The following is a 16,931-nucleotide window of genomic DNA, read 5'->3' on the forward strand; positions in this document are numbered from 1 at the left end:
ATACTACTTTCTATAATCTTCTAATTAAACATTAATCAAAAGAGGAACGAATAAAGGAATCTAATTTATTACAAACACAACGACTTTCAATCTAAAAAATAATCATTTCACCTTATTCATTAAAAAAAATCCATGTATTTATTTATCAGCCTCTTCATTAAAAGTTTAAATATATAATTTGATATAATTCAATTTTTGAGTTATATGATAAAACAATTAAAAGTCTGTTTATGTGTTCATCAAGAAAACATAAATGTTAAAAAAAAGTTAAAATATGATTAAACATTCGATTAAATCAATCAATCATTTAGTTTTGCAAAAAATTTTACAACCATGGGAACACATCCATTTAATGATAAACAAGTTGCTATACTAGAAGTTGTTGAAAAACTCTTTGCTGAAAAAGGTTTTGATGGAACATCTGTAAGAGATATAGCCAAAGCAGCGAACATTAATGTTGCAATGATCTCTTATTACTTTGGCTCAAAAGAAAAATTATTAGAAGGAATTGTACTTTATCGTTCAGCTGGACTAAATTTTCAGATGGAAAATATTCGAAATAGTGAAACAGATCCATTTGAAAAATTAGACAATTTAGTTGAATTTTATGTTGCATTAATACATCATAATAAGTCTATCTACCAAATTATAAATGTTGAATTTAGCAATCAAAAAAGAAAGATTGATTTTGAATTGATTAATCAAGCTAAAGAAGGCAATTATATTGAGTTAAATAGAGTGATAAAAGAAGGACAAGAAAAAGGATTATTTAAAGAAAATGTAAATACTTTTTTAGTAGCACCTACTATATTAGGTACTTATTTTCATTTTTATAATAGTCGTTCTTTTTATGAAAAACTAATAGGTATAAAAGATGAAAACCAATGGGAAAGTTATATAAATATTGAACTTACTCAACATATAAAACAAGTCATTAAATCACTAGTAAAAAAATGAATGCGAATAAATTTCTCCCCCTATTAATACTGGTAAATTATAGTTGGTATGCACAAGAAAGAACCAATTTAAATTTAAAAGAAGCTTTAATACTTTTAGAAAAAAATAATAATGAAATTTTGTTAGCTCAAACAAAAGTCGATACTAAAAAATTAGAATGGCAACAGGCAAAAGATCATCAATATCCTGATATTAAAATAGGTGGACAATATTTTTATATTACAGAACCTACTGTTGATCTAAAACTAAAGTTACCATTTCATTCTTCAGTAAACCCTGCAAATATTAATCAATTTATGATAGGTCAAGCCAATGCGAATTTGCCTTTATTTGCTGGTGGAAAAATACGAAATAGTATTCAAGCAACAGAAAATTTATATTTAGCTGAAAAAGCAAAATCATCTAATACAAAAGAAGATGTTTCTTTAAAAGTAATTGAATACTATGCTCAACTATACAGAGCATTAAAATCTGTAGAATTAATAAGTGATAACATTAAAAGTACCGAGCAACGTGTAAAAGATTTTATCAATATGGAAAAAAACGGCATTATTGCTCGAAATGATTTATTAAAGTCTCAATTACAATTAGCTAAAATAAAATTAAGTTTACAAGAAGCAAATAAGAACGTAAATATTACAAACTACGCATTAACTACGTTATTAAATTTACCCGAAGGCTATAAAATAGGAATTGACGAACATCAATTTGATGGACAATCCCCTATTTCGAAAACGATTGAAGAAAAAGATGCTTTAGAAAATAGAAAAGATTTAGAAATTTTGGGCTATCTACAAAAAGCCAATGAAAACAATATAAGAGTCGCGCAGAGTAATTATTATCCTAAAATAGGCTTATCTGCTGGATATATAGCTATGAGTTTACAAAATGTCATAAATGTTACAAATGCAATAAACATAGGTGGCGGAATTTCATACGATTTGAGTTCTCTTTATAAAACTTCAAAAGAAGTAAAAACAGCTAGAAATAAAGCAGAAGAATTAAAAATTACCCAAAATTTATTAAAAGACGGTATTAAAATCCAAACGCAACAAAGTATAGAAAACTTTAATCTTGCTCAAAACCAAAATAAAGTATATCAGCAAGCTATAGAGCAAGCAACAGAAAATTACAGAATAGTTAAAGACAAACATGATAATGGTTTAGCAACAGTAACAGAACTCATTGATGCTGATGTTGAACAACTAAATGCAAAAATAAATTATGCTAATTCTAGAGCAAATGTCCTTTTAAAATATTATGAAATGTTAGCTACATCTGGTCAACTCATTACATCATTCAATTTAACAAAATAATTTCGTCTTATGGAAACTGAAAAAAAAGCAATCAATAAAAAATTCGCAATCATACTAGGGGCATTAGTAATTGGTGGTGGAAGCTATGGTATTAGTAAATATTTACATGCTCAAACACACGAAGAGACAGACGATGCACAAGTAGAGAAAAAAATAACACCAATTATCCCTAAAGTTTCTGGTTATATTTCAAAAGTATATGTTAAAGACAATGATTTTGTCAAAAAAGGCGACACATTATTTGTAATTGATAATCGAGATTATTTGGTCAAAGTAGAAGAAGCGAAAGCTTTAATGATTGCAGCAGAAAATACATTTGAAGTGGCCAAAGCTGATGTTGGTAGTGCTAACGCAAGTGTTGCCGCTTCAGATGCTAATGTAGCATCAGCATTAGGAACAATTGAAACGGCTAAAATTCGTTTAGAACGCGCAACTAATGACTATGAACGATATAATAATCTTTATAAAAATCATTCTATTACAAAACAACAATATGAACAAGCTTTAGCTACTAAACTAGAAGCTGAAAATCAAGTTAGAATTTTAACTAATCAACAAAGAGCTAGTAGTTATCAAAAAAATGTAGTAGCCTCTAAAGCAATTGTTTCTGATAAACAAACAAAAGTAGCATCTGCCAATATTAGTAGAGCGAAAGCTTCTTTAAATGCTGCTGAATTAAATTTAGAATACACCGTAGTAACAGCAACTATAGATGGCCAGGTTTCTAAAGTAAATATTCAAGCTGGACAGTTAGTTAATCAAGGACAATCTCTTTTCTATCTAGTTAATACCACAGAAACATCAGTAATAGCTAATTTTAAAGAAACCCAATTAGGAAAAATGAAAATAGGTCAAAAAGTCGTTATTAAAATAGATGCTTTTGGCGATCTTGAGTTAAAAGGGAAAATAACCTCTTTTTCGCCTGCTACAGGTTCTCAATTTTCTATACTTCCTCCTGACAATGCAACTGGAAATTTCGTAAAAACAGTACAAAGAATTCCTGTAAAAATTGAATTCACAAATGATAACGAAAAAGAAAAAATTGAATTACTACGTTCTGGGATGAATGCACATGTAGATGTATACTTAAAATAATTCAAAAAAAAATGACACAAGATACTACAAATGATCTAGTAGAATATGGCTATAGAAGGATTATGGTAACGATTGTTGCTATACTCTGTTCACTACTAGAAATAGTAGATACCACCATTGTTAATGTAGCTCTTAATGAAATGAAAGGAAGCTTAGGAGCTACTCTAAGCGATGTTTCATGGGTAATTACGGCTTATGCAATAGCCAATGTAATTATTATTCCTATGACTAATTGGCTTTCACAACAATTTGGGAGAAAAAATTATTTTACGACTTCAATTATTATTTTCACAGTTACTTCTTTTTTATGTGGAAATTCAACCAATATTTGGGAACTCGTATTTTTTAGATTTATACAAGGTTTAGGTGGAGGTGCTTTATTAGTAACAGCACAAACCATTATAACGGAAAGCTATCCTATTAAAAAAAGAGGTATGGCACAAGCTATTTATGGACTAGGTGTCATTTTAGGTCCTACTTTCGGTCCTCCTTTAGGAGGGTATATAGTTGATCATTTTTCTTGGCCTTTCATCTTTTACATTAATATTCCTTTAGGGATTATTGCAACAGTGTTAGCCATAATGTATGTAAAGAGTCCAAAATTTAGTATCAAATTAAAGGCAAATCAAGTAGACTGGTTAGGAATTATCTATTTATCTCTTTTTGTAGGCTCTCTTCAATATGTTTTAGAACATGGACAACAAGATGACTGGTTTAATAGTAATACGATTATCAATTTATGTATTATTTCCTTATTTGGTTTCATCTTTTTTATTCATAGAGAATTAACTTATGAGTTTCCAATTGTAAACTTAAAAGTTTTAAAATATAACTCATTACAAATAGGCATTCTTTTTTCTACTATTTTAGGATTTGGAGTGTATACCACAATTTTTGTTATACCCGTATATACACAGTCTATTTTAAGATGGAACGCGACTCAATCAGGGTTATTATTAATTCCTAGTTCTTTAATGACTGCTTTTGCTATGCCTTTTGTTGGAAAATTATTGCAAAAAGAAGTATCTATTAAATATTTATTAATTGTTGGATTTACTTGTTTCTCTATTTTTGCCTTTTGGTCATACACTATATTAACACCCAATACTGGTGAAGAACATTTTTGGTGGCCTTTAATTTTAAGAGGATTAGGATTAGGATTACTTTTTGTTCCTGTAACTAGCTACTCCTTAAGCGAATTAACAGGTAAAGATATAGGTGATGGGGCTGCTTTTACAGGTATGTTAAGACAATTAGGAGGTTCTTTTGGTATAGCAATAGTCACAACTTTCATTTCTAGATGGGGACAAAAACATCGAGCTAATTTAGTAAACCACTTAGATAAAACAAGTTTTCAGACTCAAAACCAAATAACCATGATACAAAAGAGTTTTATTGCAAAAGGCTATTCTTATAATGATGCTCTTAATAAAGCACACCAAATCCTAGAATTAAAAGTAATAAAACAATCTAATATATTAGCCTTTATGGATATATTCATGTATTTGGGCATTTTATTTTTAATTTGTATTCCTATTGTAATAGCTATAAAAACTAGAAAATCTAATATTAGTGCTGCTGATGTCATGCATTAAATTAGTTATGATTATGATAAGGAAAATATCGAGTCATACATGATTAAAAATACATCAAACAATAAATATAATTTATAAAATGATTTTTGCTGAAGTACCGTTTCACTCGTATATATAAATTATATTTGCAAAAATTAATTAAAAATGAACTTAGAAAATATTCCTAATATCAAGCATTTAAACAGTAATAATTTTTTTGTTCTTGCTGGACCTTGTGCCATAGAAGGTGAAGAAATGGCTATGAAAATAGCTGAACGTTTAATAAAAATTACAGATGACCTTAAAATTCCTTATGTTTTTAAAGGTTCATTTAAAAAAGCTAATCGCTCACGTGTAGATAGTTTTACAGGGATTGGTGATGAAAAAGCATTAAAAATTTTACAAAAAGTAAGTCGTGAATTTAATGTTCCAACCATTACAGATATTCATACAAACGAAGATGCAGCGATGGCTGCTGAATTTGTAGATATTTTACAAATTCCTGCTTTTTTAGTTCGTCAAACAGATTTAGTTGTAGCTGCTGCACAAACAAAAAAAACAGTAAACTTAAAGAAAGGACAATTCATGAGTCCTGAAAGTATGAAACATGCCGTTCAAAAAGTCTTAGATTCTGATAACGAAAATGTAATGGTTACGGATAGAGGTACTATGTTTGGATATCAGGATATGATTGTAGATTTTAGAGGGATACCTACTATGCGTCAAATGGCCACTACAGTATTAGATATTACGCACTCATTACAACAACCCAATCAACTACTAGGAGTAACAGGTGGTAGACCTGATATGATTGAAACTATTGCAAAAGCAGGTATAGCTGTAGGTGTTGATGGTATATTTATAGAAACCCATTTTGATCCTGCTAATGCAAAAAGTGATGGTGCTAATATGTTACATTTAGATTACTTTGAAAGTTTAATGAAAAAATTAGTAGCAATTAGACAAACCATTAATCAGTTTTGATACTTCTATAAGAGGGAAACTAAATTTTGGTAATTTTAAAGCAATTTTAATACAACTTAGTTCTTTCGTTTTAAATAAATTTTAAAAGCTAGCTATTCAAAATAAAATATATCCATAAAATCCAAGATTCAAAACCTTCTTACTTCTAAATTTACCCCATTTATTCAATAAAAGTTTCAATAAATGGGGTTATTTTATAGCTTTAGCGGATAAAAACCTCAAAAAAGTTTAACTTTTCCTTTCTTTTAAAAACTTACCTTGAAATTATTTATGATAATATAATCAAAAAAAAGGAAAATCACATAACATTGATATGTGACTTTCCCCTTCGGTCGAAGTAAAAAAATACGTATTAAATTAAGCTTTTTACACCATATTTGTAAGAAAAATTCGCATGCTTTTTCATCTTCATCACGAAATCTAATGCTCAATTTGGATTTAATTCTTTTTATTGGACTTTAAAAAACTAGCTTCTTCTGTTTTACTAGAAGGTGCAATTAATTTATTCAACTGGTTTATTTCTTTTTCTGTCAAGTCTCTATATCGACCCACTGGAATATCTAATGATATGTTTATTATACGTACTCTTTTTAATCGTACTACTTCATAACCTAAATATTCACACATGCGACGAATTTGTCTATTTAATCCTTGTGTTAATATTATTTTAAAGGTTGTAGCATTCACTTCTTCTACTTTACACTTACGCGTTACAGTTCCTAAAATAGGTACTCCATCTGCCATACGTTGTATAAAACGTTCATTTATTGGTTTATTAACAGTTACGACATATTCCTTTTCATGGTTATTACGAGCTCTTAATATCTTGTTTACAATATCTCCGTCATCTGTCATGAATATAAGACCTTCACTAGCTTTATCTAAGCGACCAATAGGAAAAATTCGTTTGGGATAATTAATAAAATCTATTATATTATTTTTTACTTTTAAATTAGTTGTACATTCAATTCCTATAGGTTTATGAAAGGCTAAGTAAATAGGTTTACTTGTTTTTTCCCGAATAAGCTTACCATCAACTCTTATTTCATCTTCTAAAGACACCTTAGTTCCTAACTCTGGTATTGATCCGTTAATAGTTATCCGTCCCTGTTCTAACAATTTATCCGCTTCACGACGGGAACAAAAACCTGTTTCAGATAAAAATTTATTAATTCTTGTCTTATTTTCTTCCATTTGCCAAAGATAGTAATAGATGTTTAAATTATATTTTTAGATGTTTCAAAAGGTCCTTTATTAAAAACATTTGATTGATTTTATTTAATAAATTCATTTTCAACTTATATTATGTAAAAGGAAATCTACATTTTTTACTCAATTAAAAATGCACTAATTTCTTTAAACACTTTTTCATCTTGTAATGAATGTCCTAATTCTTTTGTTTCGATAAAAAGACTTTCTTTCCAAGCTTGTGCTATTTTTTTTCCTTCATTTATAGCTACTGTTTTGTCTTCAATATCATGAATTATTAGCCCTTTTATTTTAGAATTTTGCACAAATAATTGGGCTGAAAAATCTTCTATTTTTTGTTTATATTCTAGTTCCCATTTTTCTTTCAATTCTTTTGTTAATTTTGAATTTAAACTCAATAAAGCAATATAGTTATTTAAAATAATTTCAAAATCACAAGGCGCTCCTAGAACAATTATTTTTTTAATTTCTGTAGGAAAAACATGTTGATAATACAAACAAGCATTTCCTCCTATTGAGTGTCCTATCAAATATTGTGGTTGGTATTTTTGAACTACTTCATGAATAAATAGACTGTACTGAGGTACACTAAATTTCTTTCCTTGCGAAAGTCCATGGGCAGGCGCATCAAGTGCTATAATTGTACTTCCTGTATTTTTTAAATATAATACTATTTTTTCCCAACGTGAAGAATTACTTTCCCAACCATGTACCAAAAGTATTTTGGTCTCATTTCCTTTCCACATATAAGTTTGAAAAGTAGCATTTTCATATTTTAATTTTTCTTTTTTAGATTCTTCTAAAAACAGAGGAAGTTTATTCTTATTTAACTTTCCTTTTCGTGGACTACTAAAAAGTGTAAATGCCAAGTCTAACGCTTTTTGGGGAAATAAAAAGCTTAAGATATTTAAATATAATCCTACCGATTTCGTAAATGTAAAGTAAAAAATTGGGTTCATAAAAAAAAATCCCGATTTCTCGGGACTTAGTGTCATTATATTTTAGCAAATAATTGTTCCATTTTTTCTCTTTCTTCATCCGCTAAAACGGCATCAACTAAAATTCTTCCACTATGCTCGTCTGTAATAACTTTCTTACGAGCAGCGATTTCCATTTGTGTTTGTGGTGGAATAGTAAAAAAAGAACCAGCAGAAGCTCCACGTTCAATAGATACTACCGCCAAACCATTACGAACATTTTCACGAATTCTTTTGTATGCTTTTAACAAACGTTCTTCTATCTGTTCTTCAAACTCTTGTGATTTAGTTAATAAAAAAGCTTCTTCTTTTTCTGTTTCAGACATAATTTCCTGCAACTCTGATTTTTTATGTTTTAAATGAGTTGCCTTTGCTTCTAACTTTTCTTTTGTTTGAGCTATTGAAACTTTTTTGTGCTCAATTGAAGCTTTCATTTCACGAATATGCTTTTCTGCCAATTGAATTTCAAGTTCTTGAAATTCAACTTCTTTTGTTAAAGAATTAAATTCACGATTGTTACGTACTTCTTTTTGTTGTGCAGTATATTTTTTAATTGCTTCTTTATGTTCTTCTATAGAACCTTTTTTGCCTTTTATTTGTTCTTCTATTGACTCTAAGTCGGTTTTTAATTTTTCAACTCTTTTAGTCAAACCAGCAACTTCATCTTCTAAATCTTCCACCTCAAGAGGTAATTCTCCTCTTACGTTTCTAATTTCGTCGATTCTTGAATCGATTAATTGTAAGTCGTATAACGCTCTTAATTTTTCTTCTACATTCAATTCTTTTGTTGCCATATTTCTACAAGTAATTAACTGGATTTGTATTTATTTCAGATAATATAATTCTGTCTTCCGACAAATAGTTTGCAAAACTACAAATTTTTTTCTTAAGAAAATCAACAATATATTTTTTTGTAAATCTTTCGCTTTCAAAATGTCCAATATCGGCTAATAAAATTTTGTTTTCAGCTTCATAAAAGTTATGGTATTTCAAATCTGCTGTTAGATAAGCATCTACTCCATTTTGAATGGCTTTTTGAATAGCAAAAGCTCCTGATCCTCCTAAAACGGCAACTTTTTCTATTTTTTTTCCTATATAATGTGTGTGTCGTATTCCCCCACACTCCATTTTTTCTTTTACAAAATGAAGAAATTCCTTTTCGTTCATTGGTTCCTTTAATTCGCCTATCATACCTAGACCTATGTTTTGATGGATATTTTCTAAATTATATATCTCATAAGCAATTTCTTCATATACATGATTTGCAAATAATGCTTTTAAAATTTTTCCTTGTCGGTATTTTTCAAATGTAACTTCAATTTTTATTTCTTCTGCTTCTACAAATTCAAAAGAGTTACCTATTACTGGATTACTTTTTTCATTTCCTATATAAGTTCCTTTCCCATTTGAATTAAAACTACAATCTTGATAATTCCCAATTTTTCCAGCTCCTGCTTCAAATAGTGCATTACGAAGTTGTTCTACATTTTCTGGAATTGTATAAGTAACCATTTTTTGGATAAAATGTTGTTTAGGAATCAAAATTTTGGTATTCTGCAATCCTAAAGCGTTACAAAAAATTTTATTAACTCCTTCTTGATGATTATCTAAGGCTGTGTGGACTGCATAAATAGCGATATCATTTTTAATAGCTTTCAAAATAGCCTGTTCTACATAATTTTTACCTGTAATTTTTTTTATTCCAGAAAATAAGATGGGATGAAAACAGACTACTAAATTACATTTTTTAATAATAGCTTCATCTATTACTGTTTCTAAAGCATCATGACAAACTAAAACGCCTGTAACTTCTTCTTTTACATCCCCCACTAGTAAACCTACATTATCAAAATCTTCTGCATAGGCTAAAGGTGCCATTTCTTCTAAAATAGAAATTATATCATTTATTACCATAAATCTTTGAATATCATATTTTCTTACAAATTTATTGATTTTATCCTAAAAGAAATAAGCTACTTTACATCAGATGGAAGGATAAATTTTATAATGAATAAAAAGCGTAAAGAAAAGAAAATAGGAGATTTTCTATCAAAACCTTATTTTTATTGTATATAAGGACAAAAACAGATCCTATTTTTTAAATTAAAAATGATTTTTCTCTGTAATAATTTCCTAAAACATAATTTGAGTTAAATTCTCTTTCTTAACTTTTTGTTCCTAACTTTTTTTTTCTAGTAGATGTATTATTATCTTTGTATAATTTGTCATTACAATGAAAATTCTTCGAAAACTACTTTTCTTTTTTTCTATAATATATGGTATAATAACCAATATTCGAAATTTTTTGTACGATAAAGCTATTTTAAAATCTTTTTGTTTTGATGTTCCAATTATTGCTGTTGGTAATTTAAGCGTAGGAGGAACCGGTAAAACTCCTCAAATTGAGTATCTAATTCGTTTACTTTCTAATCAATATAAGGTAGCAACGTTGAGCCGTGGTTATAAACGAAAATCTAAAGGTTTTGTTTTGGCTGATGAAAATTCAAATGCTGAAATTTTGGGAGATGAACCGTTTCAATTTTATCAAAAATTCCCTAAAATAAAAGTTGCTGTGGATACCGATAGACGTAACGGGATTATACAATTATTAACTTTAAATGATAAACCTGATATAATATTACTAGATGATGCTTATCAGCATCGTAAAGTAAAAGCTGGTTTTTATATAATGCTTTCTTCTTATGATGATTTATTTTTTAAGGATTATATGCTCCCTACAGGAAATTTACGGGAATATAGAAGTGGTGCTAAACGAGCCGATATGATAATTATCACTAAATGTCCCACAACTATTTCGGAACTTGCCATGAGTAAGATAAAAAGGAAGGTTTTGCGTTATGCTAAATATAATACGCCTATTTTTTTTACTTATATAGGTTATGATGATTTACTTTTTGGTGAACATACAACATTAGACTTAAAAAAAACATTAAAGGAATCTGTTTTGGCTGTAGCTGGAATTGCCAAACCTCAACCTTTTTTTAAGTATTTAAATACATGTGCTTCTGCTAGTATGGAATTTCCTGACCATCATCTTTTTTCTCAAAAGGATATTTCCTCTATTTTAGAGAAAGCGCAGGGAAGAAAAATTATAACTACAGAAAAAGATTATATGCGTTTAAAAGGAAAATTACCAAAAGAACAATTATATTATTTACCTATAAAAAGCTTATTTAATAACGAAAATAAATTATTTGAATCTGAAATTTTAAACTATGTGGGAAAAAGTGCAAGAAACCGTTAATTACATTACAAATAAAATTAATTTCGAACCTGAGTATGGTATTATATTAGGCTCTGGATTGGGTGGTTTTACGGATGATATTGAGGTTGAGTTTATATTGTCTTATAGCGAAATTCCGAACTTTCCTGTATCTACTGTACAAGGACATAAGGGAGCATTAGTTTTTGGAACTATTGGTTCTAAAAAAGTAGTCGCTATGCAAGGACGTTTTCATTATTACGAAGGATATACAATGCAGGAAGTTACTTTTCCTGTACGAGTAATGAAATATATTGGTGTTAATAAGCTAATTGTTTCTAACGCTTCTGGCGGAGTAAATCCTGACTACAATGTGGGTTCTATTGTATTATTAAAAGATCATGTAAATATGATGCCAGAGCATCCTTTACGCGGCAAAAATGACGAGCGTTTTGGTCCCCGTTTTGTCAATATGAGCGAACCATATAGCAGACAAATGTTAGCAAAGGCAAAAGAAATTGCAAATGATTTAGAAATTGAGGTAAAAGAAGGAATTTATTTAGCATTACAAGGTCCTACTTATGAAACTTTATCAGAATATAAAATGGTGAAAGCAGTGGGTTGTGATTGTGTTGGAATGAGTACGGTACCTGAAGTAATAGTAGCTAGACACATGGAACTAGAAACTTTTGGTATTTCAGTCATAACAGATATGGGAGATGCTGAAAATATAGATAGCGTAACGCATGAAGAGGTACTAGAAGCAGTAAAAAAAACAGAGCCTCATATACGCAAATTAATTAAAGAAATAATTTTACAATACTAAAGTAGGTCTATTCAGAAATAAAATTATCAATAAAATCAAGATTCAAAGTTTTTAACTTCTGATTTTAAACCAGGTTCTGTATTAGACTTCGTTGTGAAACAAAATTTTTCAATAAATCTGAATTTGGATTTAACCTCCGCTTTAAGACTTTTGCTCTAAAACGGAGGTTATTTTTTATACTAGATCATTCTAAAAAATTTATTATAAACAATAAGAACTTTGAATCTAAAAACATTTTTTTATCCTCAATTAGGTTTTCTTAAAAGTTCGTAATCTATCATTTATACAACAAGAGAAACAACATAATACTGATAATATGAATCCTCTTTGTTTCGGAGTGACAAACGGTATGTGAGGATTTAGGGTTGGAAGGGCAAACGATATTTTTCAAAAAAACATTATAGTTGATTATTTTTTTAAAATAAAAATGCCCCCAACAGTATTTAACTTTTGAGGGCGGTGTCTTTGATAATCTTTTTTATCTTTATTGGTTATACCATTTAAGGTTACAAATTTACTGTAATAACCTCGTGTAATATCTCTTAATTCGTGTATTCTGTAGTGAATTTTGGTTTAGGTAATTTCAAAACTAAAATGGTATTACTTTAATTCATCATATACTTTATATTGCACAGCAAAATAAAAAGGAAAACTAAAAAAGATTCCGATACAAAATGCAAAAATCCCTAAATAACCTAAAATAACGGATATAATAATTAATAAAAATACTTTACCAAAATTTGAACAACAATCTTTGATACTTTTTTTTATTCCTTCTATTGGTTTTAAATCACTAAAAATAACATTGGGTAATGCTGTAAAAGTAAGAATGGAGGTAGCTATAGAAACAAAAAAAGAAATAAAATTTTTAATAATATCATCTCCCATTAGTACTTCTAAACTTGTAGTAAAAAACAAGCCTAATCCACTAATTAGCAAAGTAACTAATGCTATTGAAAAGTAATAAGGACTGTTGATATAATAATAAAAAGTTTTAATACTTACTTCATTCTTTTCTTGTGTATCTTTCATCATTTTTAATATTCCTGCATTAAAAGGTGCTACTAAAACCACAATTATGGCAACTCCTAATAAATATAAGAATTTAGCTTGTATTGAAAATGTTTCAGGATTGAAATGTTTTAGATATGCTAACAAATCATCTTCTTTGTATAGTGTTTTTAGTGCTATATTAAGTAAGCTAACTAGTACGATTGTTAGTATTAAAAAAACAAATCCTACAAGGAATATATTTTTTTTATAAAGTTCTATACTTTCTTTAATAATTTTATATAAATCAATTTTTTTTGACGTTTCCATTTTTTAAATTATAACCATTTTAATATTTTTTTTACCATTTGAAATTTTCCTTTATAGGGAGCGTAACGAAATGGTAAATCAATCCAATTTGATTTTTTTACAATTGCTTTTTGATGTGAGAATGTTTCAAAGCCTAATTTGCCATGATATGCTCCAATACCACTATGTCCTACTCCTCCGAAAGGTAAATTATTATTAGAAAAATGAGATAATGTGTCATTTACACAACCTCCTCCAAAGGATATTTTAGACAGTAATTCTTTTTCAAAAGATTTGTCTTTGGTAAATAAATATAAGGCAAGAGGTTTTTCAAAACGATTAATTACTTGATATAATTCTTCTCTGGTTGTATAGGAAATAATAGGTAAAATAGGACCAAATATTTCCTCTTGCATAACGGGGCTTTCTAAACTAGGTTCATCTAATAGAGTTGGCGATATGTATAAATCGGTTTCATTTGTTTGCCCTCCAAATAATATCGTTTGGTTTTGTAACAAATGCTGTTGACGCTTCCAATTTTTCAGGTTAATAATACGAGCAAAATCTTCTGATTCTTGTATAGAATTACCTAATGCAATCTGTATTTCTTGTATTAAATAAGAAATGAGTTCTTTTTTTACATTTTTATGAACTATTAAATAATCAGGCGCAATACAGGTTTGTCCTGCATTAAATATTTTTCCCCAAATAATTCTTTTGGCAGCTAATTTTAAATCCGCTGTCTGATCTACTATGCACGGGCTTTTGCCTCCTAATTCTAAAGTAACTGGTGTAAGATGTTCAGCAGCAGCTTTAGCTACAATTTTTCCTACTGGTACGCTTCCTGTAAAAAAAATATAATCCCAACGTTTACTTAATAAATCTTGTGCAATCGTATAATCTCCTGTTATAACTACTACTTGATCTATATCAAACGTTTCTCTTATAATTTTAGATAGTATAGAAGAACTATTAGGGGTAAGTTCTGAAGGTTTTAGCGTTACTTTATTTCCAGCTGCTACGGCTGCAATTAGAGGTGAAAAAGCTAATTGGATGGGATAATTCCACGGGCTGATGATAAGAACTTTACCATAAGGTTCAGAGTATAAATAATCCTTTGAGGGAAAATTTAATAATGAGGGAAAAACTCTTTTGGGTTTAGCCCATGAATCTATTTTTCTGATGGTATATCTTAGTTCATTAATAATATATTCCGTTTCTGAAATCATACTTTCAAAACGGGGTTTTTTAAAATCTTTATACAAGGCGTCTTGCATATCGCTTTCGTATTTTACTAGATTGTCTAGTAATTTTTTTAAGACTTTTTTACGTTGAGATATAGTGTACATGGTCATGTTTTTATTCTATTGCTTTCCAAATAATATCTTCTGGTACAGGTGCTATAATCTTCATTTTTTCTTTAGAAACGGGATGAATCAGCTCTAATTTCCTTGCATGCAAATAAATTCCTCCATCTGCATTACTTCTATCAAATCCGTATTTTAAATCTCCTTTTATAGGACAACCAATAGCACTTAATTGTGATCGTATTTGATGGTGTCTACCTGTATGTAAGTTTATTTCTAAAGCAAAATAATGATTTAATTCCTTTATAATTTTATAATCTAAAATAGCTTTTTTACTATCTAAAACTTCTTTTGTATGGGCTTTAGATGTGTTTTTTTGTGGGTTTCTTTTTAAATAATGTACTAGGGTAGCCTCTGTTTGAGGCGGTTTATTTTTAACAACTGCCCAATATGTTTTTTGAGTCGCTCTATTTTTAAAAAGATCGTTTAACCTACTTAATGCTTTAGAAGTTTTAGCAAAGAGTACAATACCTGTTGTTGGCCTATCCAGACGGTGTACGACTCCTAAAAAAACTTCTCCAGGTTTATTGTATTTTTCTTTTAAATATTCCTTTACTACATCGGATAAAGGTTTATCTCCTGTTTTATCTCCTTGTACTATGTCACCTACTCGTTTGTTAACCACGATAAGATGATTATCTTCATACAGGACATTTAGGTTATTCTTATTTGAAATTATTTTCATTTTTCAATGAGAAAAAACTACACAAAAAGATTTTATTTAGTTAGCAACTAAAACATTCACTCTTCGTTCGTATATATTATTAATATTGTTCATTAGCATTGGGGAAATCTACCGCTTTCACATCCGCCACATATTGTCCTATTGCTTGTGTCATTTCTTCATATAAATTCATATATCTACGCAAAAAACGAGGACTGAACTCATGGGTCATGCCAATCATATCATGTAAAACAAGTACTTGTCCATCTACTCCGCTACCTGCTCCGATTCCTATAACGGGAATTGAAATACTTTCGGCTACTTTTTTAGCTAAATGAGCTGGTATTTTTTCAAGTACTAAAGCAAAACAACCTACTTTTTCTAACAATTTAGCGTCTTCTATAAGTTTTTCTGCTTCTGTATCTTCTTTTGCTCTTACGGTGTAAGTTCCAAATTTATAAATGGATTGTGGTGTAAGCCCTAAATGTCCCATAACAGGTATTCCTGCTTGCAATATTTTTCTTATAGAGTCTTTTATTTCTTTACCTCCTTCTAACTTAACAGCATGTCCTCCACTTTCTTTCATTACACGAATGGCTGAACGCAATGCTTCTTTAGAATCGGATTGATATGATCCAAAAGGTAAATCTACGACTACTAATGCTCTTTGGGCTGCACGTACAACCGAAGACGCATGATAAATCATCTGGTCTAATGTAATAGGAAGGGTGGTTTCATGACCTGCCATTACATTACTAGCTGAATCTCCTACAAGAATTACATCGACACCTGACGAATCCACAATTTTAGCCATGGTGTAATCGTATGCTGTGAGCATTGAAATTTTTTCACCTTTGGCTTTCATATCAAATAACGATTTTGTAGTTACTCTTTTGTAATCACTTTTAGCTGTTGACATAATTCAATAGTTTTAGAGGGTAAAAGTAATAAAAAGTATAGATGTAGCAAATATGTTATAATAGAGAATACTGGATATAAAAAAACCTTAATCATACGATTAAGGTTTAAAACTATATAAAAGAAGGTTATCTTAATTATTTTTTCAACAAATCTCTTATTTGCATTAATAATTCTTCTTGTGTAGGACCTGCTGGTGCTGCTGGTGCTGCTGCTTCTTTTTTCTTCAGTGAATTAATACTTTTTACCAAGATAAAAATAACAAAAGCAATAACCAAAAAGCTAATAATAGCTGCTAAAAACTTACCATATAAAATACCTCCATCCGTTTTTAATTCGGCTAAGTTTTCTACCTGTGCAGCTTTTAAAGCTGGATTTAACAAAGCAGGAGTAATAACATCTGCTACCAAAGAGTTTACGATAGCACTAAAAGCACCACCAATAATTACCCCTACTGCAAGATCCATTACATTTCCTTTTGCTATAAAATCTCTAAATTCAGAAATAATACTCATAATTGTA

The 16,931-nt window shown here is 29.3% G+C and carries 16 protein-coding genes; 7 read left to right on the top strand and 9 right to left on the bottom strand.

The annotated features are described in order from the left end of the window. Positions 1-333: 333 nt before the first annotated feature. From NAB20_RS11915 to kdsA, 5 genes are all read left to right on the top strand, one after another. Complete coding sequence (locus tag NAB20_RS11915) at positions 334-957, top strand: TetR/AcrR family transcriptional regulator (protein WP_105196860.1); 624 nt, start codon at positions 334-336, stop codon at positions 955-957. Beyond that, the gene (locus NAB20_RS11920; RefSeq protein ID WP_105196861.1) at positions 954-2,273 is read left to right on the top strand and encodes a TolC family protein; all 1,320 of its coding nucleotides are present in this window, start codon (positions 954-956) and stop codon (positions 2,271-2,273) included. The genes NAB20_RS11915 and NAB20_RS11920 overlap by 4 nt, the downstream gene beginning before the upstream one ends. Positions 2,274-2,282: 9 nt before the next feature. Further along, positions 2,283-3,368, top strand: coding sequence for an HlyD family secretion protein (locus NAB20_RS11925; protein WP_105196862.1), 1,086 nt, complete (start codon positions 2,283-2,285; stop codon positions 3,366-3,368). 11 nt (positions 3,369-3,379) lie between these two features. Beyond that, entirely contained in the window at positions 3,380-4,963 is a 1,584-nt protein-coding gene (locus NAB20_RS11930; RefSeq protein WP_375605181.1) for a DHA2 family efflux MFS transporter permease subunit, read from the top strand. 144 nt (positions 4,964-5,107) lie between these two features. After that, the gene (gene kdsA / locus NAB20_RS11935) at positions 5,108-5,926 is read left to right on the top strand and encodes a 3-deoxy-8-phosphooctulonate synthase (RefSeq protein ID WP_088393799.1); all 819 of its coding nucleotides are present in this window, start codon (positions 5,108-5,110) and stop codon (positions 5,924-5,926) included. Between the two features lie 438 nt (positions 5,927-6,364). Here kdsA and rluF read toward each other — a convergent pair whose 3' ends face one another. The 4 genes from rluF to NAB20_RS11955 all read right to left on the bottom strand — a co-directional run bounded on the left by rluF (position 6,365) and on the right by NAB20_RS11955 (position 10,026). After that, positions 6,365-7,120, bottom strand: a complete 756-nt coding sequence (gene rluF, locus NAB20_RS11940) for a 23S rRNA pseudouridine(2604) synthase RluF (protein WP_088395048.1) — start codon at positions 7,118-7,120, stop codon at positions 6,365-6,367. A 134-nt stretch (positions 7,121-7,254) separates the two neighbouring features. Beyond that, a complete protein-coding gene (locus NAB20_RS11945) occupies positions 7,255-8,004 on the bottom strand; it encodes an alpha/beta fold hydrolase (protein ID WP_240668933.1) in 750 nt (249 codons plus the stop codon). A 125-nt stretch (positions 8,005-8,129) separates the two neighbouring features. Then, positions 8,130-8,906 (bottom strand): zinc ribbon domain-containing protein, encoded by a 777-nt coding sequence (locus NAB20_RS11950; protein ID WP_088394549.1) that lies wholly within the window; start codon positions 8,904-8,906, stop codon positions 8,130-8,132. 4 nt (positions 8,907-8,910) lie between these two features. After that, positions 8,911-10,026: a Nif3-like dinuclear metal center hexameric protein gene (locus NAB20_RS11955; RefSeq protein ID WP_105196864.1), complete on the bottom strand. Its 1,116-nt coding sequence runs from the start codon at positions 10,024-10,026 to the stop codon at positions 8,911-8,913. A gap of 319 nt (positions 10,027-10,345) precedes the next feature. Here NAB20_RS11955 and lpxK point away from each other — a divergent pair, with 319 nt between their 5' ends. Both lpxK and NAB20_RS11965 read left to right on the top strand, forming a co-directional pair. Continuing rightward, positions 10,346-11,377, top strand: coding sequence for a tetraacyldisaccharide 4'-kinase (gene lpxK / locus NAB20_RS11960; protein WP_375605182.1), 1,032 nt, complete (start codon positions 10,346-10,348; stop codon positions 11,375-11,377). Continuing rightward, positions 11,349-12,161, top strand: coding sequence for a purine-nucleoside phosphorylase (locus NAB20_RS11965; RefSeq protein WP_105196866.1), 813 nt, complete (start codon positions 11,349-11,351; stop codon positions 12,159-12,161). Before lpxK ends, NAB20_RS11965 begins: the two co-directional genes overlap by 29 nt. A gap of 600 nt (positions 12,162-12,761) precedes the next feature. Here the strand turns inward: NAB20_RS11965 and NAB20_RS11970 are convergent. From NAB20_RS11970 to mscL, 5 genes are all read right to left on the bottom strand, one after another. Continuing rightward, positions 12,762-13,481: a hypothetical protein gene (locus NAB20_RS11970; RefSeq protein ID WP_127823011.1), complete on the bottom strand. Its 720-nt coding sequence runs from the start codon at positions 13,479-13,481 to the stop codon at positions 12,762-12,764. 8 nt (positions 13,482-13,489) lie between these two features. Further along, positions 13,490-14,809 (bottom strand): aldehyde dehydrogenase, encoded by a 1,320-nt coding sequence (locus NAB20_RS11975; RefSeq protein ID WP_127823010.1) that lies wholly within the window; start codon positions 14,807-14,809, stop codon positions 13,490-13,492. A gap of 10 nt (positions 14,810-14,819) precedes the next feature. Continuing rightward, positions 14,820-15,512, bottom strand: a complete 693-nt coding sequence (locus NAB20_RS11980) for an RluA family pseudouridine synthase (protein ID WP_375605183.1) — start codon at positions 15,510-15,512, stop codon at positions 14,820-14,822. A gap of 79 nt (positions 15,513-15,591) precedes the next feature. Next, complete coding sequence (panB, locus tag NAB20_RS11985; protein WP_088393601.1) at positions 15,592-16,410, bottom strand: 3-methyl-2-oxobutanoate hydroxymethyltransferase; 819 nt, start codon at positions 16,408-16,410, stop codon at positions 15,592-15,594. Positions 16,411-16,546: 136 nt separating this feature from the next. Beyond that, positions 16,547-16,924, bottom strand: a complete 378-nt coding sequence (gene mscL / locus NAB20_RS11990) for a large conductance mechanosensitive channel protein MscL (RefSeq protein ID WP_105196868.1) — start codon at positions 16,922-16,924, stop codon at positions 16,547-16,549. Positions 16,925-16,931: the final 7 nt, after the last annotated feature.

Source organism: Flavobacterium davisii (assembly GCF_042182265.1).
Taxonomy (GTDB): domain Bacteria; phylum Bacteroidota; class Bacteroidia; order Flavobacteriales; family Flavobacteriaceae; genus Flavobacterium; species Flavobacterium davisii.